Annotated in this window: 23 protein-coding genes; 9 read left to right on the top strand and 14 right to left on the bottom strand. The window is 65.0% G+C overall.

The window, feature by feature from the left end:
* From BMW87_RS35725 to BMW87_RS33600, 7 genes are all read right to left on the bottom strand, one after another.
* Positions 1-234: ESPR domain-containing protein (locus BMW87_RS35725; RefSeq protein WP_218149813.1), on the bottom strand; the 234-nt coding region annotated here is incomplete at its 3' end.
* Between the two features lie 419 nt (positions 235-653).
* Positions 654-1,097, bottom strand: coding sequence for a type II 3-dehydroquinate dehydratase (aroQ, locus tag BMW87_RS33625; RefSeq protein WP_093082727.1), 444 nt, complete (start codon positions 1,095-1,097; stop codon positions 654-656).
* Positions 1,098-1,121: 24 nt separating this feature from the next.
* Complete coding sequence (aroE, locus tag BMW87_RS33620; protein WP_093082724.1) at positions 1,122-1,943, bottom strand: shikimate dehydrogenase; 822 nt, start codon at positions 1,941-1,943, stop codon at positions 1,122-1,124.
* A gap of 10 nt (positions 1,944-1,953) precedes the next feature.
* The gene (locus BMW87_RS33615) at positions 1,954-3,183 is read right to left on the bottom strand and encodes a CaiB/BaiF CoA transferase family protein (RefSeq protein WP_093082722.1); all 1,230 of its coding nucleotides are present in this window, start codon (positions 3,181-3,183) and stop codon (positions 1,954-1,956) included.
* Positions 3,180-3,632 (bottom strand): MaoC family dehydratase, encoded by a 453-nt coding sequence (locus BMW87_RS33610; protein ID WP_093082734.1) that lies wholly within the window; start codon positions 3,630-3,632, stop codon positions 3,180-3,182. Before BMW87_RS33610 ends, BMW87_RS33615 begins: the two co-directional genes overlap by 4 nt.
* A gap of 42 nt (positions 3,633-3,674) precedes the next feature.
* On the bottom strand, positions 3,675-4,058 hold the full coding sequence (locus BMW87_RS33605) for a VOC family protein (protein WP_093082719.1): 384 nt from the start codon (positions 4,056-4,058) through the stop codon (positions 3,675-3,677).
* A complete protein-coding gene (locus tag BMW87_RS33600; RefSeq protein ID WP_093082717.1) occupies positions 4,055-4,984 on the bottom strand; it encodes a ketopantoate reductase family protein in 930 nt (309 codons plus the stop codon). The genes BMW87_RS33605 and BMW87_RS33600 overlap by 4 nt, the downstream gene beginning before the upstream one ends.
* 102 nt (positions 4,985-5,086) lie before the next feature.
* On the opposite strand from BMW87_RS33600, the gene BMW87_RS33595 reads away from it, so the two are divergent.
* The 5 genes from BMW87_RS33595 (at position 5,087) to BMW87_RS33575 (ending at position 12,261) form a co-directional block, all read left to right on the top strand.
* Entirely contained in the window at positions 5,087-6,079 is a 993-nt protein-coding gene (locus tag BMW87_RS33595) for a LysR family transcriptional regulator (protein ID WP_093082714.1), read from the top strand.
* A 135-nt stretch (positions 6,080-6,214) separates the two neighbouring features.
* Entirely contained in the window at positions 6,215-6,547 is a 333-nt protein-coding gene (locus BMW87_RS35275) for a hypothetical protein (protein ID WP_177192912.1), read from the top strand.
* Positions 6,548-7,057: 510 nt separating this feature from the next.
* On the top strand, positions 7,058-8,278 hold the full coding sequence (locus tag BMW87_RS33585) for a hypothetical protein (protein ID WP_093082709.1): 1,221 nt from the start codon (positions 7,058-7,060) through the stop codon (positions 8,276-8,278).
* 457 nt (positions 8,279-8,735) lie between these two features.
* Entirely contained in the window at positions 8,736-11,090 is a 2,355-nt protein-coding gene (locus BMW87_RS33580; protein ID WP_256217025.1) for a discoidin domain-containing protein, read from the top strand.
* A 43-nt stretch (positions 11,091-11,133) separates the two neighbouring features.
* Positions 11,134-12,261 (top strand): hypothetical protein, encoded by a 1,128-nt coding sequence (locus tag BMW87_RS33575; RefSeq protein WP_093082704.1) that lies wholly within the window; start codon positions 11,134-11,136, stop codon positions 12,259-12,261.
* Between the two features lie 152 nt (positions 12,262-12,413).
* Here BMW87_RS33575 and gspD read toward each other — a convergent pair whose 3' ends face one another.
* Both gspD and BMW87_RS33565 read right to left on the bottom strand, forming a co-directional pair.
* Positions 12,414-14,957, bottom strand: a complete 2,544-nt coding sequence (gene gspD / locus BMW87_RS33570; RefSeq protein ID WP_093082702.1) for a type II secretion system secretin GspD — start codon at positions 14,955-14,957, stop codon at positions 12,414-12,416.
* 16 nt (positions 14,958-14,973) lie between these two features.
* Complete coding sequence (locus BMW87_RS33565; RefSeq protein WP_256217024.1) at positions 14,974-15,891, bottom strand: amino acid ABC transporter substrate-binding protein; 918 nt, start codon at positions 15,889-15,891, stop codon at positions 14,974-14,976.
* Positions 15,892-16,499: 608 nt separating this feature from the next.
* Here BMW87_RS33565 and BMW87_RS33560 point away from each other — a divergent pair.
* Entirely contained in the window at positions 16,500-18,362 is a 1,863-nt protein-coding gene (locus tag BMW87_RS33560) for a tannase/feruloyl esterase family alpha/beta hydrolase (RefSeq protein ID WP_093082699.1), read from the top strand.
* Here the strand turns inward: BMW87_RS33560 and BMW87_RS33555 are convergent.
* Positions 18,310-18,693 carry a LysR substrate-binding domain-containing protein gene (locus tag BMW87_RS33555; RefSeq protein WP_256217023.1) on the bottom strand — a complete coding sequence of 128 codons (384 nt, stop codon included), beginning with the start codon at positions 18,691-18,693 and terminating at the stop codon, positions 18,310-18,312. The genes BMW87_RS33560 and BMW87_RS33555 overlap by 53 nt on opposite strands.
* 2 nt (positions 18,694-18,695) lie before the next feature.
* Between BMW87_RS33555 and BMW87_RS34930 the strand changes: the two genes are divergently transcribed.
* Positions 18,696-19,022 carry a hypothetical protein gene (locus BMW87_RS34930; protein ID WP_143062658.1) on the top strand — a complete coding sequence of 109 codons (327 nt, stop codon included), beginning with the start codon at positions 18,696-18,698 and terminating at the stop codon, positions 19,020-19,022.
* Here BMW87_RS34930 and BMW87_RS33550 read toward each other — a convergent pair.
* Entirely contained in the window at positions 18,946-20,217 is a 1,272-nt protein-coding gene (locus BMW87_RS33550) for an NADH:flavin oxidoreductase/NADH oxidase family protein (RefSeq protein ID WP_256217022.1), read from the bottom strand. The genes BMW87_RS34930 and BMW87_RS33550 overlap by 77 nt on opposite strands.
* Before the next feature lie 79 nt (positions 20,218-20,296).
* Here BMW87_RS33550 and BMW87_RS33545 point away from each other — a divergent pair, with 79 nt between their 5' ends.
* Complete coding sequence (locus BMW87_RS33545; RefSeq protein WP_093082691.1) at positions 20,297-20,743, top strand: MerR family transcriptional regulator; 447 nt, start codon at positions 20,297-20,299, stop codon at positions 20,741-20,743.
* Here BMW87_RS33545 and BMW87_RS33540 read toward each other — a convergent pair.
* Together BMW87_RS33540 and BMW87_RS33535 are read right to left on the bottom strand one after the other, a co-directional pair.
* The gene (locus tag BMW87_RS33540; RefSeq protein ID WP_093082688.1) at positions 20,718-21,296 is read right to left on the bottom strand and encodes a dihydrofolate reductase family protein; all 579 of its coding nucleotides are present in this window, start codon (positions 21,294-21,296) and stop codon (positions 20,718-20,720) included. The two genes, BMW87_RS33545 and BMW87_RS33540, sit on opposite strands and share 26 nt — an antisense overlap.
* 60 nt (positions 21,297-21,356) lie before the next feature.
* Positions 21,357-21,944 carry a DUF308 domain-containing protein gene (locus BMW87_RS33535; RefSeq protein ID WP_093082686.1) on the bottom strand — a complete coding sequence of 196 codons (588 nt, stop codon included), beginning with the start codon at positions 21,942-21,944 and terminating at the stop codon, positions 21,357-21,359.
* Positions 21,945-22,117: 173 nt separating this feature from the next.
* On the opposite strand from BMW87_RS33535, the gene BMW87_RS33530 reads away from it, so the two are divergent.
* Positions 22,118-23,605 (top strand): HD domain-containing phosphohydrolase, encoded by a 1,488-nt coding sequence (locus BMW87_RS33530; protein WP_093082729.1) that lies wholly within the window; start codon positions 22,118-22,120, stop codon positions 23,603-23,605.
* Here BMW87_RS33530 and BMW87_RS33525 read toward each other — a convergent pair.
* A complete protein-coding gene (locus BMW87_RS33525; protein ID WP_256217021.1) occupies positions 23,598-25,016 on the bottom strand; it encodes an MFS transporter in 1,419 nt (472 codons plus the stop codon). The two genes, BMW87_RS33530 and BMW87_RS33525, sit on opposite strands and share 8 nt — an antisense overlap.
* Between the last annotated feature and the right edge of the window lie 120 nt (positions 25,017-25,136).

The raw sequence follows: 25,136 nt of genomic DNA, 5'->3' as shown, positions 1-25,136 counted from the left end.
TCCCGTCCCGACGGTCGTGCCTTGCGTTCCTCCCGCCGAACTGCAGGCGATGGCCGCACCCGTGGCCACGCAATCCGCCGCGGCCGGCATTGACACCGTGGCCAGAGCCAGTGTCACCGCTGCGCCTGCCGCGCTCACAGTGGCGCGAGCCTTCGCATGACCACGACTCAATTCCGAAGCTACTGTCCATGCTGCGAGAGCATCGTTCCACACGATTCGAAAGACTTTGTTCATGATGTTCCTGGTTGATTCCGCCGCCGCGGAGTAGCGACGCAATCCAAGCCAAGATCAGGGAGAACGGCCCTTGCCGAACAAGCCCTCAGTACTGGAGCGTCTAGCGTGAGGGCGCGAGCATATGTAACAAGTGGTCGCGCGGGGCGATGCTTTGTTAACTCTAGTTAACTTTTATTAACTAGTTCACACATATAACGGGATTTCGCTTCAAAACCTTGTTGCCTGGGCCCGACAGGGCTTGTCCGGCTTTGAGAGCGGAATGCCGCTCAACTGGTGGCGAGGCGCATGGGTAGGTTGCTTGCGCATGCAAGCCAAGACCAGGCGATGTCACGGAGGACGACGTCGATCATGGTCCTCAATACAACCCCGTCAGACGGAGCGGAGACAGGCGAGGGCCGACACACCAACCGACGTGAACATCATTGCGCGTGCGCGGCAACTGATACCACGGCACGCAGACCGAGCAGGTAGCTGTCCACGCCAAAGCCGCAGATCTGTCCTTTCACGATTTCGGCGAATACCGAGTGATGGCGAAACGTCTCGCGCGCGTGGATGTTCGACATGTGCAGTTCGACCACAGGCACGGTGAGGATCGCCAGTGCGTCGCGAATGCCGTAGCTGTAGTGCGTCCAGGCACCGGCGTTGATGAGCACCGCGTCCACGCCCTCGGTGAAGCCGCGGTGGATGCGCTCGCACATCGCGCCTTCGCTGTTGGTCTGGAAGCTCTCGACCTCGGTGCCCAACTCCTTGCCGAGTGCCTGCAACTGCGCATCGATCTCCGACAACGTCACCGTGCCGTACTGCTTCGGGTCGCGCTTGCCGAACATGTTGTGGTTGATGCCGTGCAGCATGAGGATCTTCATGGGGGTCGTCTCCTGCTCGTCGGGTCAGACCAGGGGAATGGTCATGCGGTCGATAAGGCTGCGCGTGTCGGGCCGCACGCCGCGCCACCACAGGAAGGCTTCCGCAGCCTGTTCCACCAGCATGCCGACGCCGTCGGCCAGCTTCGGCACCCCGGCGTTCTGCGCCAGCCGCAGGAAGGGCGTCAGGCCCTTGCCGTAGGCAAGCTCGTAGGCCAGCTTCGCACCCTGCAGCGCCTGCGCGGGCAGGGGCGGCAATTCGGCCCTGAGGCTCGCGGAGGTGCCGTTGATGACGATGTCGAATCGCTCGCCTGCCAGATCGCCGTAGCCGCAGCCTTGCACGCGGCCGTGCCCGGCGAACTGTTTTGCCAGGTCGACGGCCTTGGCCTGCGTGCGGTTCGCCAGCACCACCACGGCTGGTTGTCGCGCGAGAAACGGCTGCAGTGCGCCACGTACCGCACCGCCCGCGCCGAGCACCAGCATGCGCGCGCCCTCGAGCGGGAAGCCCAGGTTGCTCTGGATGTCGTTGGTCAGGCCCACGCCGTCGAAGTTGTCGGCAAGGATGCGGTCGCCATCGAACTTGAGCGCATTGGTGGCGCCTGCGAGTTCGGCGCGTTCGAGCCGTTCAGTGGCCAGTGCATAGGCCTGCAGCTTGAACGGGGCGGTGACGTTCATTCCACGCCCGCCCGCCTTGCGAAATGCGTGCACGTCGTCGGCGAAGCGCTCCAGCGAGCCTTCGATCGCGCTGTAGTCGATGTCCTGGCCGGTCGCCTGCGCGAAGCTGCCATGGATCATCGGCGACTTGGTGTGTCCTATCGGGTTGCCGATCACGGCGTACTTGTCGGTCATCGCTGTTTCCTTACTTGCTGTAGAGCACGCCGTCGGCCTGCATGTCGGCGATCTGCGCGGCGTCGAAGCCGAGGCTCGCCGCGATTTCCGCGTTGTGCTCGCCCAGTTCGGGCGCCACCTGCGTGATCGAGGTGTCGCAACCCGACATGTGGAAGGGCAGGTTCGGCAGGCGGATCTTTCCGAGCACCGGATGGTTCTGCTCGACCACCATGCCGCGCGCGCGGATCTGCGGGTCGGCCAGCACTTCATCGATGCGCTGGACCTTGGCGGCAGGCACGTCGATGCCGTCCAGCATCTTCAGCACCTGCGCGACCGGCCGCGCCGCCACCCACGGCTTCACCACTTCGAGGATCTCGGCGCGATGGGCATTGCGCCCGGCCGAGGCGTGCAGCCGCTTGTCGCCGCCGAAACCCGCGGGGCCGCCGTTCTGCTCGACCAGCGCGGCAAAGCGCTTCCAGGCGTCGTCCACCTGCGCGGCGATCACGAGGTCGCCGTCCTGCGCGCGGAACACGCCGTAGAGCGTGGAATTGGGCATGTCGTGCCCGGTCTGCACCGGCACCTCCTGTCCGTTGGAGAGCGTGTAGCACTGCACCGCGTACTCGTGCATGGACACCAGCGTGTCGTACAGCGCCATGTCGATGTGCTGCCCGCGGCCGGACTTCACCCGCCCCAGCAACGCGGCGTTGATTGCGGCGACCGCGTGGATGCCGGTGTACATGTCGCCGAGCGAGATGCGCAGCAGCGGCGGCGCCTCGCCCGGATTGCCGACCATCTGCATGATGCCGCTCTTGGCCTCGGCGATGAGGCCGAAGCCGGCGCGGTGCGAGTCGGGGCCGGTGTGGCCGTACGCCGAGATCGAGCAGTACACCAGGCCGGGGTTGGTCTGCGCGAGTTCGGCGTAGCCCAGGCCCAGTTTGTCGAGCGCACCGGGGCGGTAGTTCTCGACGAACACGTCGGCGCTGTCGACCAGCTTCTTCATCAGTGCCCGGCCGCGTGGGTCCTTCGTGTTCACGCTGAGCCCCTTCTTGCCCATGTTCTGCTGCAGGAAATAGCCGCTGTGGTCGCCGACGAACCACGCATGCTGACGTCCTGCATCGCCCGTGCCGGGACGCTCGACCTTGATGACTTCGGCACCGAGCGCGGCAAGGCAGCGGCCGACATAGGGCCCGGCCAGGAAGTGGCTGTAGTCGACGACGCGGAAACCGGCCAGCGGAAGCGCTTGCTTCGGCGACGCGCTCATGCCGGCTTCCTCGGCACCATCACGCGGTGCTCGCCCTTTTGCACGACCTCGTCGCGCTGGTTGATGAGTTCGGACGGCAGCACGAGGATGCCCCAGCCCGGCTTGCTCTTCGATTCGCGCTTGCTGCCGACGTGGAATTTCACGCGCACCGTGTCGCCGAGCTTGATGGGGCCGACGAAGCTCCATTCCCAGCCGAGCGACATGCCCGGCATGAAACGCATGTCGCTCTTCGTCTTGAGCCCGTCGGCCACCGACAGGCCGAACAGCCCGTGCGCCACGCGGGTGCCGAAGGGCGTGGTGCGTGCATAGGCTTCGTCGGTGTGAACGGGGGTGTGGTCGCCGGTGAGGTCGGCATACGCCATCACGCGCGCCTCCGTCACTTCATAGGGCGGGCTGGTGCACTCCTGGCCGACGACGGCGTCGTCCCAGTACTTGTCTTCGATGGTCAAGGTGGTCATTGGTGTGTGTCTCTGTATTGGGGGAGCGGCTCTTCAGGCGCGGGGATCGATGGCGAGCGCGCGTGCCACGGCGCCGGCGCTGGCCTGGATGAATTCGACGGCCAGGCCGTCCGGCAGGCGCAGCCAGTTGCGGCCCTGCGGCATTTCGGTCACGCCGAAGGCCTGTGCGGCGGCGAGTGCGGCTTCGAGGTCTTCGCACATCACGCCGAGATGGCCGAGGCGGCCTTCAGGCCCTGCGTAGTCGGGCTTGGCCATGAACTGCATGCCGCCGAGGGTCCAGTACTGCACCGGCTCTTCGAGCGTGCCCTGCACTTCGCGCATCGTCATGCCGCAGACGTCGTGGAAGAACTTGATGTGCCAGTGGATGTCCTTCACCCAGATGGCGACGTGCTCCACGTAGGCGCGCGGCGTGCTCATTTCGCCTCCAGCCGGCGTTCGATGCCCTTGATGGCCGCAACCAGCGTCTGGTTGACCGGCGTCGGCACGTTGTGCAGGAGCCCGCCGCGCACCACCGCGCCGTTGATGAAATCGATCTCGGTGATGGAGCCTTTCTCCAGGCTCTGCAGCATGGAGGTCTTGAACTCGTAGGGCAGGCCTTCGGCGGCCATCACCCATGCATCGCGCGGAGACTGGATAGAGAGCTTCACGCCGACGGCCCGCGCGACGGCCATGGCCTCGGCCACGGCGGCGATGGCCGTGGCCTCGATCTCGGGCACCGCGTAGAGGCTTCCGTACACCTGGCCCGTGATGCCGCTCAGCGCGCCGGTCGAGACGTTGATGAGCAGCTTGTCCCACATCACGCCCAGGATGTTGTCGCTGACCTCGCAAGGGAGTTCGGCGTGCTCGAATTCGGCCGCGATGGCCCTGGCGCGTTCGCTCACGCTGCCGTCGAGTTCGCCGATCACCGTGCGCTTGCCGCGCGTGCCGGCAATGACGCGGCCCGGGCCGAGCAGGACGCCGCCGACGTAGGTCTTGCCGGCCAGCACGTGCTTGCGGCCGGCGACGTCGGCCAGGATTTCCTCGTGGCCCATGCCGTTCTGCAGCGACATCAGTGCGGTGTCGGGTCCGACGATCGACAGCGCGCCTTCGATGGCCGAGCGCGTGTGGAAGGACTTGACCAGCACGATCACCAGGTCGGCCGGCGGCAGACCCTTGATGCTGGTCGATGCGCGCACCTTGATGCGGCGTTCCGAGTCGCCTTCCTTCATGAGGAGGCCGTCGCGCTGGATGGCGTCGACGTGCGCCTGGAACGGGTCGATGAGCGTGACGTCCGACCCGCCGGCGGCGAGCGTGCCGCCGATGGCACAGCCGAGGGCGCCGGCGCCCAGGAAGTAGATTTTCATGCCTGTCTCTTGAAGGAGTGTCTCGAAGGGATGCGTCGAAGATAGGGTTCGACGAACATTTCGTCCATGACATGGAGTGAATGGTCTACATTCCGTTTTGAAATGAATGCGGACGACGACAACCTCGATGCGAGCGCGGGCCTGCTCAGCCTCAAGCTGCTGCGCCTGTTCGACCTGATCTACACCACGCAGAGCGTGACGCGCGCGGCCGACCAGCTCGGCCAGAGCCAGCCGACGGTGAGCAACTGGCTGGGCCGGCTGCGCAGGCATCTGGGCGACGAGCTGTTCGTGCGTACCGCGGCAGGCATGCAGCCGACACCGCGCGCGGAAGAACTGATCGTTCCGGCGCGCGAGGCCCTGGCGGCGCTGCGCCGCGTGGCCGCGCCGCCGGAAGTGTTCGACCCGTCGAGCGCGACGCGGCGCTTTCGCATCTGCATGACGGATGCCAGCCACATCACGCTGCTGCCGCAACTGCTGGCGCACGTGCGCGCCGTGGGCCCCGGCATTCGCCTGGAGGCTGCGCGCATCGACGAGCAGACCGGGCAAGCGCTGCAGTCCGGCCAGGCCGACCTCGCGATCGGGCTGGTGCCCTGGCTCGAATCAGGCTTCTACCAACAGGTGCTGTATCCGCAGGATTGGGTGTGCCTGGTGAATGCACGGCACCCGCGCGTCGGCTCGAAGGGCATGGGCCTGCGCGACTACAAGGCCGAGGCGCACATCGGCATCGTCGGCGGTACGGGCGTGCAACTGCTGGAGGCAGCGCTGCTGCGGCACCGCGTCGAACGGCGCATCCTGCTGGAGCTACCCGGCTTCCTGGGCCTGGCCGCCATCGTCTCGACCACCGACCTCGTCGCCACAGTGCCCCGCCAGATCGGCGAGACGCTGGCCCGCACCAACGGGCTCGCCGTGTTCGATTGCCCGGTGCCCGTGCCGCCCTTCACCGTCAAGCAGCACTGGCACGCGCGCTACAACCAGGACCCGGCGAATCGCTGGCTGCGCGGTTTGTGCGAACGGCTTTTTGCCAAGAAGTCGAACGCGCTAAATAGAGGATCGAGCCTGTCGACGGCCAGGGTGAAAAGCACGATGCGCTTTTGAGCGCCTGCTCCGGGCGATAGCTTCAACCCGGAGCGCGGTGAACGAAGTGGCCTTGATGGTGCGGCCCGACGGCACGACCGAATGGCATTGCGAGACCGACCTGGGCCCGATCACCGTCGCCCCAAGAAAACCCAAGTGGCCGATCAAGCTCTTGAGGGCCATGACCGAGCGCGTTTCGACGACCACGTTGGGCAGCGCAAGGTTCTGCCGCGCTGCACGTTTCGCCGTTTCGGAGAAATCCAACCGTCGCTTGGGCGGCACGCGCCACTGTTGGTCAAGACAGAGCCGCATCACCTGATCAATGCATTCACGCGTTGTCAGGCGAGCACCCCTCGCGAGACATCGAGCGAATCAGCTTCGCGCTTCCGGGGATGTCAGGTGCCGTTCGGCGTGTTGCGTGAGCGGCTCGCCGACATGGCTGTGGAGAAGCTCAGTCATCGGGATTGGGTGCCAGCATCCAGTGCATAGCGTTCAGAGGCTGCGCGCCCGCGTGAGAGAACAACGCCATTCCTATGAAAAATGAATGAGTGAATCTCGATTTTCGACGCATTCAAAAAGCAAGGGATGAAGTCTTGGTTGCTCTACTCCGTCGATCGCTGCATCGTGAATGGAGCGCCTTGTAATGCACAAGTGTTGGTTGATGTTAGGCCTGATGCGCCGGTATTTCCTTTTTTGTCGGACTCCACTTAAGAGCTGGCCATAACTTGTCACACGATGAATCCGAAGCGACGCTCCGCGTCACTTTCCGGGATCAATTGGCGCGTTCTTCTCCGGCGGGGTCTGAGGCATGAATCGTGCGCCTCATGGCGTGGTCGGCGAGTGCATCCGGGCCCGAGCCTGCGACATGCATGCTGGCCATGCACGACAAAAGTATTCCCCCGCATGCGAAGTACGCAACGCGTGGGGCGGCTGGTTCTCTTCAATCTCAAAAAAATCATTCCCATGATGATGTTTCCCCGAGGATGCGTTTCCGCACTGATGCTTTTGGTGCTCCTGTCTGGCTGCGGCGGTGGGGGTGGCGGCAACCAGGGCAGTGGCCTGGCCGGCCTGTCCGGTCTGGGCGGTGGCAGCCAAGGCAGCAATGGCACCGGCCAAAGTGGCGGTGGCACAGGCGGCGCGAGCGGCACAGGGGGCGGCATAGATGGGGGCACTTCGCCCGTCGCAGCGACCACAGCACTGGTGGCCAGGCTCGGCAAGCCCGCCCGGGTGCTGTTCGGGCTCGGCTCCGGTTCCATCGACGAGATGAAGAAACAGGACATTCACCCGGACATCGTGGACACCTACCTGGTAGGCACTGGCGCAGGCGCCTGGCCTACCTGGAACAGTCCCGACGGCGCGTACCTCACATACACCGCGCAGGCCAAGCAGGCCTACGGCGCGATTCCGATGTTCACGCTCTACCAGATGCAGGGCGATCTGAGCGGCATCAACGACGCGGCCTTCATGAACAAATACTGGGGGCAGACGCGGCTGATGTACCAGCTCATTGCGGACCTGCGCGGGCCCGTTCTGATCAACCTGGAGCCGGACTTCTGGGGATTCCTTGCGTCGAAGAGGCCCGATCACGATGCGACGCAAATTCCGGCCGTCGTGAACAACCAGCCGGAATGCGCCGGGCTGCCGAACACCGCCGCGGGCCTCGGCCAATGCCTCGTGCAGATGGGCAGGCAGATCGCGCCCAAGGCGCTGGTGGGATTCCCGCCCTCCTTCTGGAGCGGCACCGCTGCCGAGATCGGCGCGCAGATGCGCGTGGTCGGGGCAGACAAGGCGGACTTCATCGTCGCCCAGACCAGCGACCGCGACGCGGGCTGCTGGGAAGCGGACTCGCCGCCCGACGAATGCAGGGGCCGAACCGGAACGTTCTACTGGGACGCAAGCAACAAGACCAGTCCGAACTTCCACGACTCCCAGAAGCAGATTTCGGACTACCGTGCCGCACTGGGCAATGGCCTGCCGATCCTGTGGTGGCAGACGCCGATGGGAGTGCCTTCCGATACACCCGGCGGCACCGACCAGCACTACCGCGACAACCACGTCGACTACATGCTGCGCAATACCCAGGAGTACGGCGAAATGCACACCATCGGGATCGTCTTCAGCGCAGGCGGCAGCCACCAGACCTCGATCAGCACGGACGGAGGCCAGTTCGCCCGCCTGTCGGGCCAGTACCTTGCGCGAGGCGGTGCGGCCTTGAAGTAGCGATCGGACGCTGGAGTTGCACTTGATCCGACGGCGACGTATTCGACCACCATGTATGTGGAAGGCGCCCCGGTTCTACATCCTCTTCCTGGATGAACACCAGGATCAGTCAGCCTCGCGAGCCGAAAGGCCTTCAAGGCGGATCGCGGGCTTGTCAATGAAATCAGCGCCTCCAGGAAAGCTGGCGGCCCGTGCCGGGCTACGCGACTTTTCTGCGCATTAACCAACGGCTCCCATGTTTGACAAAACTGATTTTGCTGCTGCGTTGCTCGTGTTGAGCGCGGTCGTGCTCCCGGGTTGCGGGGGCGGAGATTCGGAAAATTTCCAGGCAGGCGCTACGGTCCCTGTTGTCGCAGGGGGCACCCCAGAGGTCCCAGCTGTCGCGGGAGGCACACCGGAGACTCCCGCCACCACGGGAGTCACCTCCGAAGTCCCCGCCGCCCCGGGAGACACCCCGGTGGCCCGCGTTATCAAGCACCCCGGTGTTGGGGTCACCCTCTCGGATCTCGCGACGCTCAAGGCATACGTCGACCAGGGCAGGGAGCCATGGACGTCCGGCTTCGAGCAAGTGGCGGGCAGTCCCATGTCCAGGCTCAGCTACGGAGGGCATGGCCCGTTCGCGAAAGTGAGCCGCGCCCCTGACGAGAATCTCTGGGCCTGGCGCAACGACATGGTCGCGATCTCGAATCTCTCGCTGATGTGGTACTTCACCCGTGACGAGCGATACGCGGAGAACGCGCGCAAGTTTCTGCTTGGGTGGGCCACCACCCAGACCGAGTTCTCGGGTCGCGAGTCGATGCTCGACCTGGGCGACTACGCGCTCCAGTTCGTGGGCGGCGCGGAAATCCTGCGCGCCACATGGCCGGGCTGGAAGGAGTCCGACACGGCGACGGTGAAGAAGTACTTCAAGGACGTCCTGATGCCGGCGGCGAACCCCTACGGCGAAAGCTCGTTCGGCGCCGCCAACAAGGGCGCACTGTCCCTCACCGCGCTTGGGCTGATGGCGATCTACAACGACGACATCGAGGCATTGGACAAGGTCGTCTACCAGGCCCGCACGCTGGCCCACATCGGGCTGCGAAATTCCAACGACATCGGCATGCTCGGCGACTCGCTGCGCGACCAGGGGCATGCCTATGGGCAGCTCAAGTCACTGACCATGCTCGCCGAGGCGCTCTGGAGCCAAGGCATCGACATCTATTCCGATTTCGACAACCGCCTGCTGGCCGCGGGTGAGTATTTCGCGAGAGTGAACGAGCGCGTGCCCACGGCAGCGCTTCCTTTCGGCACCACCGATCGCTACTACCTCACCGACGTCACCGGGCACGGCTGGGACGGCGCCAATGGCGGGAGCGTGGCGCTGACCCAGATCTATGGCGCCTACGTCCTGCGCAAGGGTCTCCAGGCCCCCTTCATCGCGCAGAGGCGCCTCCGAATGCCGGTGGACGGCAGCAGCTTCATGTTCCTCAAGGACGCCGACACGTCGAAGGCGACACCGCCGCCGGCGCTGCCCATTCCTTCGACCGCCTCGATCACCTCGGGATTCAGCAATGCCGACATCGGGGGCGCCAGCCCGGCCGGAACGGCCACCTACGCCGACGGCAAGTGGATCGTTCAGGGAGCGGGCAACGATATCTTGTGGGGCACCCAAGACGGTTGCCACTTCACCTACAAGGCCCTCGCCGGCAACAGCGCCATCATCGCGAAAGTCGAGTCGGTGCAGAACACCAGTCCGGTCGCAAGGGCGGGCGTGATGATGCGCACAAGTCTGGAACCAGGGGCTCCGCGCGCCTGGATGGCCATCGCCAGCAGAGGCGACGCCGGACAGAACATGCAGAAACTCGCCGTGTACGGTGGCTCGAACTATGGGACCAAAGCCATGGCTATCGCCAGCGCCACGGCCTCGTACTGGGTGAAGCTCGAGCGCATCGGGAACATCATCACCGGCTACGTTTCTCCCGACGGCACCAATTGGGCCGCCACCGATGTCGGCCGCATCGACGCCCCCGTTCCCGACACGATTTATGTCGGCCTGGTGGTCTCCTCGGTCGCCAATGGTGGCCTGAACAGTTCCACCTTCAGCAACGTGCAGATCACCGGCGGCGACGGTGGTGCGCCGAGCGTCATCCCGGCGGCGCCCGCCATGCTGCTGGCCTCGCCGGGCGATGGCACCGTCCCGTTGCGCTGGCAGGCGTCCTTCGGCGCCAACGGATACACGGTCGGCCGCTCCGAGTTCAGCGGCGGACCCTACGAGACGATCGCGTCGGGCGTCACGGGCAGCAGCTATGCGGACACCTCCGTGGTCAATGGCACCACCTACTACTACACCGTCACGGCGAGCAACTCCGCCGGAACGAGCGGCCGTTCTCCCATGGACAGCGCCACGCCGGCCCGTCCGATGGTGAACGTTGCCACCGGCGGCACCGCAAGCGACAGCGCGGGCAATGCGACCCAAGCGAAACGCGCCTTCGACCGGAACTCGCTGTCGCAATGGCTCTACGTGGGCACGACCGGCTGGCTGCAGTACGACCTCGGCCATACGGAGCGCGTCCAGCGCTATGCGATCACCAGCACCACCAACCCGGTCCCGCGCGATCCGAAGGACTGGCAGTTCCAGGCCTCCAACGACGGCGTCACCTGGACCACGCTGGACACGCAAAACGACCAGGTGTTTGACTACCGCCTGGAACTGAAGACCTATGCGATCGCGAATCCGGCCTCCTATCGCTACTACCGGCTCAACATCACAGCCAACAACGGCGACAGCACCCTCACGGATCTTTCCGAACTGGGGCTGTTCGTTTCCAAGTAGCCGTAATGAACCCGATGCGCCCTTCTGGGGATGGCCCGACGACATGGAGATCGATCCTGCCGACCGGGATCACATCCTGTACGGCCATGGCGGCGGGGTCTGGGAAACGCGCGACGCTTCCTCGGCCACGCCGAGCTGGAACGAGCTGAACGACGGCATCGAGGAGACCGCCGTCCTGGGCCTGGCCACGCCGCCGGCCGGCGCCACGTACACCGTGATCAACAGTACGGGCGACATCGGCACCTGGGTGCACACCAACCTCGCGACCAAGCCGACCCTGACGCCGGCCACCAGCTGGAGCAACGGCTTTGCCGCCGACATGGCGTGGTCCGATCCGCAATACATGGCCACCATCGGCGTCGTCCTGGGCAACAGCACCGGCTACGGCGTCTGGTCCGGCGATGGCGGCAAGACCTGGGCGAAGTTCGCCACCTACCCGCAGGGCGTCGCGGAAAACAAGGGTGGGGAAGCGAGCATCGCCGTCACCGCGCGCAACAGGGCGGTCTGGGCGCCCGGCTACTCGGTGCCGTCCTACACCACGGACAACGGAGCCACCTGGGTGCCGACCGATCTGCCCGCGATCGACACCATCTTCCCCCGCGCCTACCACCTGGTCGCAGATCGCAAGAAGCCGAACAAGGTCTATGCCTACGATTCCGGCGGCCACTGGTGGGGCACGCCGGGCAAGGTCTACGTCTCGACGGATGGCGGCCACACGTTCACGCTGAGCCAGGGCTCGGTGGACGCGGGGCTGGCCCCCAACTACTTCACGAACACCTCGCTGGCGGTCAACCCCAACGTCGAAGGCGAGCTCTGGCTGGCCGACGGCAACGCCATGTACCACTCGGTGGATTCAGGAGCGACCTGGACGAAGCTGAGCCAGTTTGCGTCGATCATGGGCAGCAACTCGTGGCCCGACGTCCAGGGCGCCACCTTGGTGGCCTTGGGCAAGGCAGCGCCTGGTGGGGCGTACTCGGCCTCAGTCTATGTGGTGGGCGTGGTGAACGGCGTGTGGGGTGTGTGCCGCTCCGATGACGCTGGCGTCACCTGGACTCGCTTCAACGACGACGCTCACCAGTTCGGCGGCATCGGCGTGATGGCGGCAGATCAGAACATCTACGGACGCATCTACGTGAGCGGCACCGGCCGGGGCGCGTTGTACAGCAACTGAACCCCGTCGCTTCATCCCCGCATCGCTCATGCGCAAGACCGTGCGGGGTGCTTCACATATCGACGCAGCGCTCGACTGCTTGTTCTTGCCGCCCTTCCAGTTGGCGATCTTGTGCCGGCCTTCAATGGCACTGAACACCTCCGCTTGCTGCCCTACGGAAGCTCCCGTGCGCTGACCGGATCGGCCGTCGGCGGCAGCGCACCGCGCGGGGAGCCGGGCGCAAGCTTGCGCGTATCGGGCAGCACCGGCGCGGCGTTCACCCCGCGCAGCATGATGTTGTCGGTGTTGGGCTGCGTCTGCAGCTGTTGGCCGCGGATCTCGTCGTAGCGGTCGTAGGCGAAGGCCTCGGTCGAGGCGCCATCGCGCATCACCGCCGGGCGCAGGAACATCATCAGGTTGCTCTTGGTGCGCGTGCGGTTCTCGTTCTTGAACAGGTTCCCCAGCACCGGGATGTCCCCGGCCAGCGGTACCTTCTCGATGTTGTTGTTGTAGGTGTCCGACAGCAACCCGCCCAGCATCACCAGGCCGCCGTCCTCCACCAGCACGCTCGACTCGATCGAGCGCTTGTTGGTGGTCGGGCCGTTCACGTTGGTCAGCGAGTTCTGGTCGACCGTGGAGGTCTCCTGGAAGATCGTCATGCGCACCGTGCCGTTCTCGTTGATGGTGGGGCGCACGCGCAAGGTCAAGCCCACGTCCTTGCGCTCCACGGTGGTGAACGGGTTCACGCCCACCGAGCCCGAGGTGCTGGCGTACGAGCCCGTAGGGAAGGGCACGTTCTGGCCGATGATGATCCTGGCCTCTTCGTTGTCCAGCGTCAGCAGGTTGGGCGTGGAGAGCACGTTGGCATCGCCATCGCTGTTGAAGAAGTTGGCGATCGCGCCCAGGATGTACTGGCCGCCGATCTTGCCGGCGATGCCCAGGTTCAGCCCTGGCTGGATCGAGGAGGCCAGCCCGGCGGCATTGCGGGTGGCCAGCGCCTGGGTCAGCGCCAAGATGTTGGTCTTGTTCAGGCTGGAGTTGGTGCCGATGACCCCGTTGTTGCCCAGCGCGCTTTGCCACTGCACGCCGAAGTTGGCGGCCTTGCTGGCGCTGACCTCCACGATCAGCGCCTCGATCATGACCTGCGCGCGCCGGCCATCGAGCTTGTCGATGACGGCGCGCATCTGGCGGTACTGGGGCTCGGGGGCGGTGATGATCAGCGAGTTGGTCGTCGGGTCGGCCTGGATCTGGCCGCCGGTGGAGGGCTGGTTGGCGGCTGGCGAGCCGCTTTGGCCGCCCGTGCTGTTCTGCGTGGCCTGCTGTGGCACGGCGCTGCTGCCGTCAGCCGCACCCGCACCCGCGCCCGTGGTGCCCGATGGCCGGTTCGCCGCCATCGCGGCGCGCAGCGTGGCCGCCAGGCGCACCGCTTCGGCGTTCTTCAGGTAGACCACATAGATGTTGCCGGCAGCGCCATTGCTGCTTTCGGCGGGCGGGCGGTCGAGCTTCTCGATCAGCGTGCGCACGAGCTGCGCTCGCGCCGGGTTGGCCGCGCGCATGAGCACCGAATTGCTGCGCGGGTCGGCCAGCAGCGTGGTGCGAAACGATGCATCGGCGCCGCCCGGCGCTTCGCTGACGCTCGGTGCGCCCGACGCACCGCCATCGATGAGCCGCTGCACCAGCGGAATCAGGTCGGTGGCGATCGAGTGCTTCAGCTGGATGACCTCGACATCGGAGGCATTCGGCACATCGAGTGCCGCGATGATGCGTGCGAGCCGCCGCATGTTGTCGGCGTAGTCGGTGATCACGAGCGAGTTGCTGCCCGGGTTCACGTTGATGGTGTTGTTCGGCGGAATCAGCGGACGCAGCACCGGCATCAGGGCGTTGGGCGACTCGTGGTTGAGCCTGAAGATCTGGGTGACGACCTGGTTGCTTGCCGATGCTGGCACGGCACCGATGGAGGTGTTCACGGCGACGCTCTGCAGCTTGGCGTTGGCTTCGAGCACCACCTTGTAGAGGCCGTCGGCCTCCACCACCGCAAAGCCCTGCAGGCGCAGCGCCGCGGCGAACTGGTTGAAGGCGGCGGCTGGCTGCACGGCGCGGTCGGTCACGAGGTCCATCGTGCCCTTCACGCGCGGATCGACCACCACATTGCGCCCGGTCACCACCGCCATGGTGCGCGCCACGGCCTCGATGTCGGCGTTGGAGAAATTGAGCGTGATCGGACTGCTGCGAACAACAGGCGCTGCCGCGGCATCGGCCGGCGCGGGCGCGGGCGTCTCCACCGTCCGTGGCTCGACAACGGCAACGGCAACCGCCTGAAGCGTGACCCGCACCGAATTGCCTTGCAGCTCTGCCGTGTACGGCACCGGCTGCCGGAGATTCAACACCACCCGGCTGCGCTCGCCGGCCTGCACCACATTGATCGAGCGCAGGTTGGGTTGATTCACTTCGATGGCTGCGCGCCCCACATCGTTGGTGGCGCCAAGGAAGTCCAGTGCGATGCGCGCGGGGCTCGCGACCGAAAAACTGCTGGGCACGGCGGCGAGCGGTCGTGCCAGGTCGATCTGGATCACCTCCACACCCTGTTGCATGGCGCTTGCGACCGCCTTGATCGCGTTCTGCGCGCAGGCGGTGTCGACCGCGCCGGCTGCAAGCAGGCCCAGGCACACGGCCCGAAGGCGGAACCGGAGAGCGCCCCGTGCGCCGAGGTCTTTCACTGGCGGGCGGTTTGTCTCAGATCGAATGACCGAGCACCATCGCGACGCCGGGTTGCTTGTTCGGCCGGACGAAGCTGTCGCGTGTCAGGCGTCCCATCTTGATGGTGAGCGTCTGGGTGTTGAACCACTTGTCATAGAGCGCATTGATCTCGCCGCTGGCGTACAGCTGCGAGAGGCTCCGGTCGACCGCCGCGAGCAACGCGGTGTCGCCCTTGCGCACCATCACTGCGTACGGTTCGACCGACAGCGCAAGCCTGCTCAGGCTGAGCGTATCGATCCCCTTGTCGTTCGACACGAGGCCCTGCAGCAGCGAATCATCCTGCGCAAACGCTTGCACCTTGCCTTCCTTCAGGGCTTTGTAGGCCTCGCCGTTGTTGTCGTAGGTGGTGAACTTCGCGTCGCGCAGCTCGCCGTCGCCCAGTTGCTTGAAAAGCTTCTCCGAGGTCGAACCCTTGGCCAGCGCGATCGGCATGTTCTTCAAGTCCTTTACCGTCTCCACGTGAAGGCTCTTGTTCGTCAGCACGCGCATCCCGGCGACGAAGAAGGTGTAGCTGAAGTCCACCTTGTCCTGGCGCGCCATCGTGTTGGTGGTCGAGCCGCACTCGAGGTCGATTTCGCCGGCGAGCAGCTTCGGAATGCGCTCCGGACCGGCCACGAGCTTGTACTGGACCTTGATGTCGGGAAGCTTGAGCTCGCGCTTGATCTCCTCGACCGCGTGCAGGCACAGATCGATCGAATAGCCGACTGGCTGCTTCTGCGCATTGACGAACGAAAAGGGCGGCACGGCTTCGCGCACGCCGAGCACGATCGTGTGCGTTTCGCGGATCTTGCTCATCGTGTCGGCGGCCTGCGCCGGCAGTGCCGCCAGCGCCATCAGCGCGGGGACCAGGGGAATCATTGCGGCATGCAGCAGCCGCAGGGGAAAAGGGAACATGGGGGTACGACGCCAACGGCGGTTTGAATTTCGATGTCGATCACACGCCGTTGCTGTCTCGCCGACCCTCGGGGGTCGCGTTCGCACCCACCGCCCGGCATCGCTCGCAAGAGATTCGGTTCTTGCGAGCGATGCGGACCCCATGTGTCATTCGGTAACCTTGCGCGTTGATTGTTTACTGAAACGTGTGCCTTCCATTGGCATGAAAAATGGAATTCAAACGCTCGTTTTTCGAGGCAATCGCCACGTTCTGCCGGCGCTCGAGGGAGCCATGGTCGTTCCAGCTTTGTCCTGGACTTGCGACAACTCGCCCATCGGGTCAAAGACGCTCACGTTCCAGTAGGTCGGAACGTAGTCGTGCCCCGCCAGCGCAAGGGCATTGCCGACAACGATGTGCACTATATTTCTGAACGCTGATGACGAAAAAGGCCGAATCCAGACTGCTTTGTTGAGTCGCTTCACTCACAGCCACTGCACGGCGTATTCCCTAGCGACGGGATAACCCGTACAAGCGAAGTTTGTGGGAGATGCCTAATAGTTCATGTTGCACTCGAAGGTGGGCAAAAAAATGCACTTTCTTGCAGCTGGCCCTAACTTGAAGGAGACACATGAAAACTCATCAGCCTTTGGCAGTTTCCGCAATCGTTGCAGCCGTTCTCGCCAGTGGGTGCGGTGGTGGCGGCAACAACAACACACTTCCTTTCATCGGAGTCAACAACCCGCCTGTCGCCACGGTGCCGCCCCCGTCAGGCCCAGCGGCGCTGACATGTGATGACACGCTCAAGGCCAATTTCAAGCCTGACGCCAGCACCAGTGTTGTTGCGGTCAAGTCATTCAAGAAGGGAGACGCCCTCGTCCTGGGTGGCGCGGCGACGGCGGCAACGCCGGTGGCTGCCAACGACGTCTGCATGGTCAAGCTCAATGTGGGGCCTGGAAACCCTGGACCCGAAGGCGCCCCTTCAACGTCGCCCGGCATCGGCATCGAGATCTGGCTGCCATCGAAAGCAGCCTGGAATTCGCGCATTCATGCGTTGGGAGGCGGTGGTTGGCAAGGGGGTGTCGCCGGCAGTGCGGCAGCGATTGCGAGCAGCGACGCGGCCAACGTGGCCGGCAAGGAGGGCGCTGTCTCATCGACCACGGATACCGGGCATTCCTCGCTCGCGGGCGGCTCGTTCGCAATGAACCCGGACGGCACCATCAACAAGACGTTGTGGACCGACTTCGCGAGCCGAGGCATTCATGAACAGGCCGTCAAGACGAAAGCACTGGCAGCGGCCTACTACGGAACGCCGGCCAAGTACGCCTATTGGGAGGGAGGCTCGACGGGTGGACGCCAGGGACTGAATCTGGCGCAGAACAACCCCACCGACTTCGACGGCATCATCGCCAACTATCCAGCCATCAACTGGAGCAGGTTCATCACCGCTGAGCTGTATCCGCAGATCGTCTTCCAGCGCGACCTGGGTGGTGTTGCACCGACGCAAGCTCAGCAGGATCTGGTTTCCAACGCTGCCATTGCCGCATGCGATGTGGTGGCCGGCCAGCACCTGGGCTATGCGCTCGACCCTGCGTCTTGTACGTACGACCCGACGACAGATCTCACGGTTCTCTGCACATCCGACGGTGGAACGAACGGAACGAGCGCGTGCGTCACGAAAGCACAAGCCACGGCCATCAACAAGGTCTGGTACGGCATGACCGCCGACGGCTCGGCACCGTCGCCAGCGACCGACAACGGCTGGTCTGCGGCTTCGTCCTCCACGCTGCTTGGCTCCGCAAACCAGCGCTGGTACGGACAGAGCCGCGGCACTTCGCTGTATGGCGCCATGTTCGCTTCTTTTGGTCTGAACGGCCTGACCAGCCCGAACGGTGCATTCCCCATCGCGTCTGATCAGGTGGCGCTCGAGTTGCAGAACTCGACCATCGGCGACCCTTCGTTCGTGAATGCGACCGGCAACGGCCAGTCGCTTTGGAAGCAACTGAGCTACGCGCAGTTGAGCAATGCCTACGACCGCGGCGTGACGCTGCAGCCGCAGTTCGGAAACATCAACACGGACAACCCGGACCTCTCCGCGTTCAAGAATCGCGGCGGCAAGATGCTGACCTGGCATGGTTTGGCCGACGAGCTCATCATGGCGCAGGGGACGGTCAACTACTACAACAGCGTGGTCGCCAGGAACGGCGGGTTGAGCGATGTCCAAGGCTTCTATCGACTCTATCTGGTGCCAGGTGCCGGCCATGGCGATCCGAACGGAACGTCCAACCCGGCAGCGGAAGTTCCCTACTTCACGCCGACCCAGTTCTACGACGCACTGACGGCGTGGGTGGAAAAAGGCACCGCTCCGGATGCCCTGGCCCTGCAGACCCTTGGCGGTGCCCCGACGAAAACTCGCCCCATCTGCGTGTACCCGAAGAAAATCACCTACACCAGTGGAGACATCGGCTCAGCGGCGAGCTATACCTGCTCGTAGTTGCGGCCACTGTCAGAACTCGTGGTGTGGAGTCAGGCGACTGAACTGCGCTTGCAGCCACTCTGCGAGTGGATCCCAGCCATATCAACCCATGGTGACTGCCGTCAGGGTCAAAGCCGGCAGGTGCCGAGAGACTTCCTCGTTCCACATCGTCAGCCGCTAGCACGAGCGGACTGAGAGCCACACCCAGGCCGGCAGACGAAGCTTCCACAAGCGCGGCGGCGAGCAGGGCGTTGGCGTTGTTCGCCTGCAGTCTGCCGCTCGCTGGGATGGCGATTTCACGGCCATCGCGCAGGAACCGCCAATCGGTCGACGGCGAGCGAGTGCCCACGAATGCCAGGCATTCGTGGCCCTCAAGGTCTTTCGGGTGACGTGGCGTTCACGTCGATGGCGCAGCACGCCAATGCCATGGCGGCAAAGCTCGCATCCGGCATCACCTCGGCGGGCCACGCACTGGCTGCGGATACCGAGACCAACCAGGTGTTCCCCATCCTGCCGGACCCGGTGATCGCTGCGTTGCAGAAAGACTTCGCGTTCTATGTGTGGGGAAGGGCGGGCGACGGCCACTCCGTGATCCGCCTGGTCACCTCATGGGCAACGGACGAAAGCCAGGTCGACTTGTTCTTGTCTCGCCTCGCCATTGCCGGTAGCGGCGCGTGAGCCGCTGCGTTCTTGCAAGCATCAAGACCGTGCTGACCAGCGGCGAATAGGCCCGCCGATTCGATCGCCCTTCACCAAGCGCCCAGAGCCGGCGCTTGACCATTGCCATCGATGCGAGTGCGGCCATGGTCTTGTCCTTCCAGCGCACAGGGGTGGTGTCGCCCGTCGGGTGCTTGCCTGCCAGCCACTGTGCGGGCAGATCGGGCACGAGTGCGAGCGCGGTGGCCATGCCGGCAATGGCCACGCCGCCTGCGATGACCTTCTCTGCCACCGCCATGCTCCGGATGCCACCCGTCGTCATCAGCGGCATCTTCGCCACGGCCGCGAGCTTCGATGCGAACTCGAGAAAGTACGCCTCGCGGGCCAACGTGCGGCCGTCGGCGGTGGCGCCTTGCATTGCAGGGCTTTCGTAGCTGCCGCCGGACAACTCGACCAGATCGACTGGCAACTCGTTCAGCCAGAGAATGACTTGCCGCGCATCGTCTTCCGAGAACCCGCCCCGCTGGAAGTCGGCCGAATTGAGTTTCACCGCGACACAGAACCCCGGCGAGACACGCGTCCGAACCGCTTTCACGACCTCGAGCAGCAATCGCACACGGTTGGCGAGGCTTCCGCCCCAACGGTCGTCGCGCCGGTTGGTCAATGGCGACAGGAACTGCGAGATCAGGTAGCCGTGCGCCGCGTGGATTTCAACGCCGGTGAAGCCCGCGCGTTCTGCCGCCGTCGCAGTGTCGGCAAAGCGGGTGATGATCTCGGCGATCTCGGCCTCGCTCATTGCCTTCGGCATGGCGAACAGCTTGCTGTGCTTGCCAAGATCGAGCGCAACCGCAGACGGCGCCCACGCCTCTTCGCCCATGTTGGCGCGCACCTGCCGGCCTGGATGGTTGATCTGCATCCACGCTTGCGCACCGCGGCTGCGCGCGACCCTCGACCACTCGATGAACGGCTCGATGGCCGTTCCGGCGTCGAGCACGATGCCGCCAGGCCCCGTCAACGCCCGCCCGTCGATCATCACGTTGCCGGTGATGATCAGGCCGGTGCCGCCGCTTGCCCACGCCCTGTAAAGCTCGAAGATCGCGGGCCCGGGCAACTGCCCGACGGCCGCCATGTTCTCTTCCATGGCCGCCTTGGCGATGCGGTTGGGAACGACGCTGCCGTTGGGCAGGGTCAAGCTGGAGAAGAGGGGACTGTTCACGTTGCGCTGGCCTTCCGTACTCACGAAGAGAAGAATGCGGGTGATGCTAAGTTTGAAGTCAACTTGAAGGTCAAGCGCCATGAAGATCGGTGAACTTGCCGCGGCAACGGGCGTGGCCCCGTCCGCCATCCGGTTCTATGAAAAGAGTGGCCTGCTGCCGGCGGCACGGCGTGGCAGCAACGGCTACCGGAGCTACTCGAACGATGCGATCGAACGGCTCAGGCTGATCCAGGTCGCGCAATCGCTCGGCTTCTCGCTCGACACGCTTGGGGGCGTCTTCGCAAGCGCCGAAGGATTCAGGAAGGACGAGTTGATGCGCAACCTCGACGTTCGGCTCGCCGAGATCGACGGGCTCATGTCGACGCTGAGGTTGCAGCGCCGCGAGCTTCGTGATCTTCGGGAAACGTTGCGCAGCAGCTGGGCTGCGGGTGATTGTGTCGATGCGGTGGCGCTGGCAAAGGAGATGTCGGCGAAACCGGCGCCGATGTCGCGGCGCCTGACTATCCGGTCTTCAGAGGCCCGTTGAACCTGTAAGCACTGAGGATGATTCCGGACGGCATTGCTTTCGTGCTGACGAGCTCGAAGGAGCGCGGTGGCGTTCCCTCCGCAAAGAGGCGCTTCCCGGTGCCCAGCAGGACCGGATAGACGATCAGCATGGCTTCATCCGCAAGCCCATGTTCGAGCACCGTCGATGTCAGCGTGGAGCTGCCCCAGAGGACAAGGTCCGGGCCTGCTTGCGACTTGATGCGTTGAATGCTCTCGACGATGTCCGGTCCAAGGCCTTCGAACGGGCCCCACTCAAGACTTTCCGGACGGTGGGTAACGACATATTTGGTTGCCGCATTCAAGCCGTCTGCCATCGGACTGCTCGGTGCCTTTGGCCAGAAGCCCGACCACATGTCGTAGGTGCGACGGCCGAGCAGCAGATCGAAGCGCCCGCCGTGCGCGGCGAAGACTTCATCCCGGCCCTCGGGCGTCCGATAGGGCGCGGTCCAGTCAGCGTAGGGAAAGTCGTCTTCGCCGGAGGACTGGATCACGCCGTCCAGCGACACGTGCTCCATGATCTTGAGCTTTCTCATTCGGGTCTCCTTGCTTGGGGCCGATAGTACCCATCCGCACGTATGGGTGGAAGGTCGGCATCAAGCCTTCTCGGGAGCCAACGCGCCGGCCTTGGCTCTTGACTGCCGAAACAGGATGACAAGTCCGGAAATCAGAAAGTACACAGCCCCGACCGCCGCATAACCGCCAAAGGTCTGCACAACGGGCGCCGCACTGCCTTGCTGCGCCACAAAAAATCCCCCCGCCAGCGCAGACTGAGCCCCGCTCAGCATCATCACCCACTGCCCTCGATCGCTCTTGCGGCGACGAATGGCCGTCGCCAGCTGAAGCAGCCCCGCAACGATGGCCCACACCCCGAAGATCACCAAGATGATCTGCAGCTTGAGCACAAGCGAAACCACCACGGCAATCGTGACCAGCCCGCTCATCCAGGCATTCAGGACCTGTGTGGGGTTGGCCTTTGCGCCCCCCGTCATCCTGGCGTCCAGCAGGTTTGCCAGCGCATCCCACGCGGGATAGACGATCAGCAGGCCACTTGCGAGTGCGGGCGACCCCTTGGCTGCGGTGAACGCCAGCGCGACCCACGCGAAGGAAAAGGCGGCGCGAATGAAGTAGAGCTTGCGCAGCCACGCGGCTCGCTGAAGAGGGGACTGGTTGGTGTTGGACATGGCATTGGCGGTGAAGACCGCGAGATCGGGTAAGAAGGAAGGTCGCAGCCCCTTGAGCGGGGCCGGTGCAGGAGATTCTGTTTCGGCGGCACCAGGCGCGGTATCGGTCGAATGACCGACAGGCCCCGAAAAAGAGCGACTGTGCGATGCTGGGCTTTTGCCCCAGCCATTTCATGTCCGACGACACGACCATTGCCGTTTTCGACGCAGTCCGCGCGCTTGCTTTCATCGGCGACCTGAGCATGGGCCAGCCGACCGACCATTCGCTGCGCACTGCGTGGCTCGCCGGCATGATCGCGACGCAGGCCCGCTGCGACCCATCGCAGGTCGAGGCCGCCCGGCACGTCGCGCTGCTGCGCTGGTCGGGTTGCACTGCCAATGCCCAGGAGTTCGCGGACTTTCTGGAAGACGACGTGCAAGGGCGAAGCGCCCTTCTTGCATCGCAGAAGCCGCGAACGGCGCAGCAGCCGTCCCGCAGCGTGCCCATTCCCAACGCCATGCTCGCCATGGCCAACATTCACTGCGAAATCGCCGGCGACATCGCGAACACGCTGGGCCTGGGTTCCGATACCGAAGCTGCGCTGCGCGCCATCTTCGAGACCTACGACGGCGGCGGCGTGCCCGGCCTTCTGCAAGGCAACGACGTGCCGCTTGCGACGTACGTCGTGGCCCTGGCGAGCGACCTCGAGATTTTCAGCCGCCTGTACGGGCTCGACGAAGCGCTCGCGCTGGCCCGCGGACGCGCGAACAGCGTCTACCCCGGCGCTCTTGTCGACGCCAGCGCACCGTGGGGCTCGACGTGGATGAAAGCGCTGGATTCCGCCGCCCCGCCGTGGACCGACGCTGCCGACCAGCCCGCTTCGATGCTTCGACGGGTCGGGCTGGAGCTCGTGGGCGACGTGATCGATCTCAAGCTTCCCTGGATGACGGGTTACTCGCGTCGCGTGGCCCAACTGGCGCGCGATTGCAGCGCGCGTGCCGGCCTGGACGAGGCCTTGTGCCGCCGCACGTACAAGGCTGGACTGATCCACGGCATCGGGCGGGCGTCGGTGCCCAATGCAATCTGGAACGCGCCCGAACCGCTGCCGGCCTCGTCACTGGAACGCCTGCGGCTCGTGCCGTACTGGACCTCCCGCGCCGCCGGACAGATCGACGGACTCGCGCTCGAAGCAGAAATCGCATCCTTCGCCTTCGAACGGCGCGATGGCTCCGGCTATTTCCGCGGCCGATCGGGTGCGGCGATGCCGCAGGAGGGACAGATCGTTGCCGCAGCCGAGCAGTGGGTTTCTCTTCGAACCCGCCGTCCGTGGCGAGCGGAGTTCACCGAAGCGGAGGCGCTCGATCGCATGAAGGAAGAGGCCGAGGCGGGCCGCTTCGACCAGGAAGTCGTTGCCGCTTTGCTTGCCAGTGTTCTGTCGCATACGTATACGCATACGCCCGCGAAACCCGTGGCGCCGGCGCGCGGCGAGCAGTCTCTGTCAGAGCGCGAACTGGAGGTTTTGCGCTGCATCAGCCGGGGCGAAAACACCAAGCAGGTTGCTCGTGCGTTGGGCATCAGTCCGCGCACGGTGCGAACGCATGTCGAGCGTCTGTTCCTCAAGCTCGAATGTTCGACGCGAGCGGCCGCGACGTTGAAGGCGGCGACCAGAGGGCTTATCTGACGAGACCTCGGGCATGGGTGACCCCAGCCCTTGCGGGACTCCTGAGCAAGCTCGCCACGCTCCCGGCCAATGCAGCCAGGGCCGCCACCGCCAGACCCCAGTGCACTGCGCTGTGGGACGGCAGCAGCCCGAACATCAGGCTCATCAACAGGCTGCCGAGCGTCAACCCCGTGAGTCGGGCGGTGCCCTGCGCGCCACCGGCCGCGCCACTGCGCTCCTTGGGTGCTGAAAGCAGCATGTTCTGGTTGTTGGGCGTCTGGAAGAAGCCGAAGCCCAGGCCGGCGAGGCTCGTGAACACGGCGATCGGCAAAGCCGGGTTGCTGCCATGCAGCGGCCACAAGGCACACAGCGCCAGCCCACTCGCGAAACAAGCGCTTCCAGCCGCGCAGAGCCATGCGCTCGGCACGCGCTGGGCCAGGCGCGCCGACAGCGGCGCGGCCAGCATCACCGCCAGAGGCCAGGGGGTCATCAAGAGGCCGGCGGTCACCGCGCTCTGGCCCAGCTCGTGCTGGATGTAGAACGGCAGCGCGACAAGGCTGGCCATCTGGCCGGTGAAGCAGCACACGGAGGCAATGACTGAGACCCGAAAGGAATGCACGCGCAGCAGGTCGAGCGGGATCAACGGCGCCGCCTTCGGCTTCTCGCGCCGTACCAGCAGGATCATGCAAGCGGCCGACAACACGAGCAACGCGCCGCCGTGCAACGGATGCACCACGAGCCGGTCGCTCCCGAGCACGAAGGAGGCGAACATGACCGCGTTGAGCGCGATGCTCCAAACGTCGATGCGGCGCACCGAGCGCGGCGGGCTCGGCAACCCCGCACAGGCGGCGAGCACGACCAGGCCGATCGGCAGATTCACCGCAAAGAGCCACGGCCAGCTTGCCGCGGAGAGTATGAAAGCGCCAAGCGTGGGCCCCGACGCGGAAGCGGCCGCGACGGCGAGCGCATTCCAGGCGATCGAGCGCGCCAGCAATCGACGCGGATAGGTAAAGCGCAAGAGCGCCAGCCCAAGAGGCATCACGGCCGCACTGCCCAGGCCCTGGAGGCACCTCGCGGCCACGAGCCATGGCAGCGACGGAGCCAACGCGCACAACACCGACGCCGCGGTGAACAGCGCGACGCCGCCAGCGAACACGCGCCGATACCCGAACCGCTCCCCGACAGCGGAAGCCGGCAACAGGAACATGACCACGGCCAGCTGGTAGGCCGTGATGATCCAGACGGCATCGGCGGGTGTCGCCTGCAGTTGCTGGGCGATGCCCGGCAGCGCGATGTTGGCGATGGCGCCGTCGAGCACCACCAGCACGCCCGCGCCCAGGATCGCGGCGACGGCTGCGAAGCGCCGCGGCAGAGGCAAGCCATCGGCGTCATGCACCGCGTTCACCTCCTGGGTTTCGGCGGTGCGGGCCATGGTGGAAGAAGAGTTCGGTCGAAGCGTGGAGGACAACATGATTGGGCAACTGGGAGAGGCACGCTCTATTGCGCCAAGCCAGCTTAGGACTGCACACACGGCTTGCCCAGCGCGTGGCGC

Origin of the sequence: Variovorax sp. OV084 (genome assembly GCF_900111625.1) — a bacterium.
Lineage (GTDB): Bacteria > Pseudomonadota > Gammaproteobacteria > Burkholderiales > Burkholderiaceae_C > Variovorax.
This window is presented reverse-complemented; position numbering and strand designations above follow the sequence as displayed.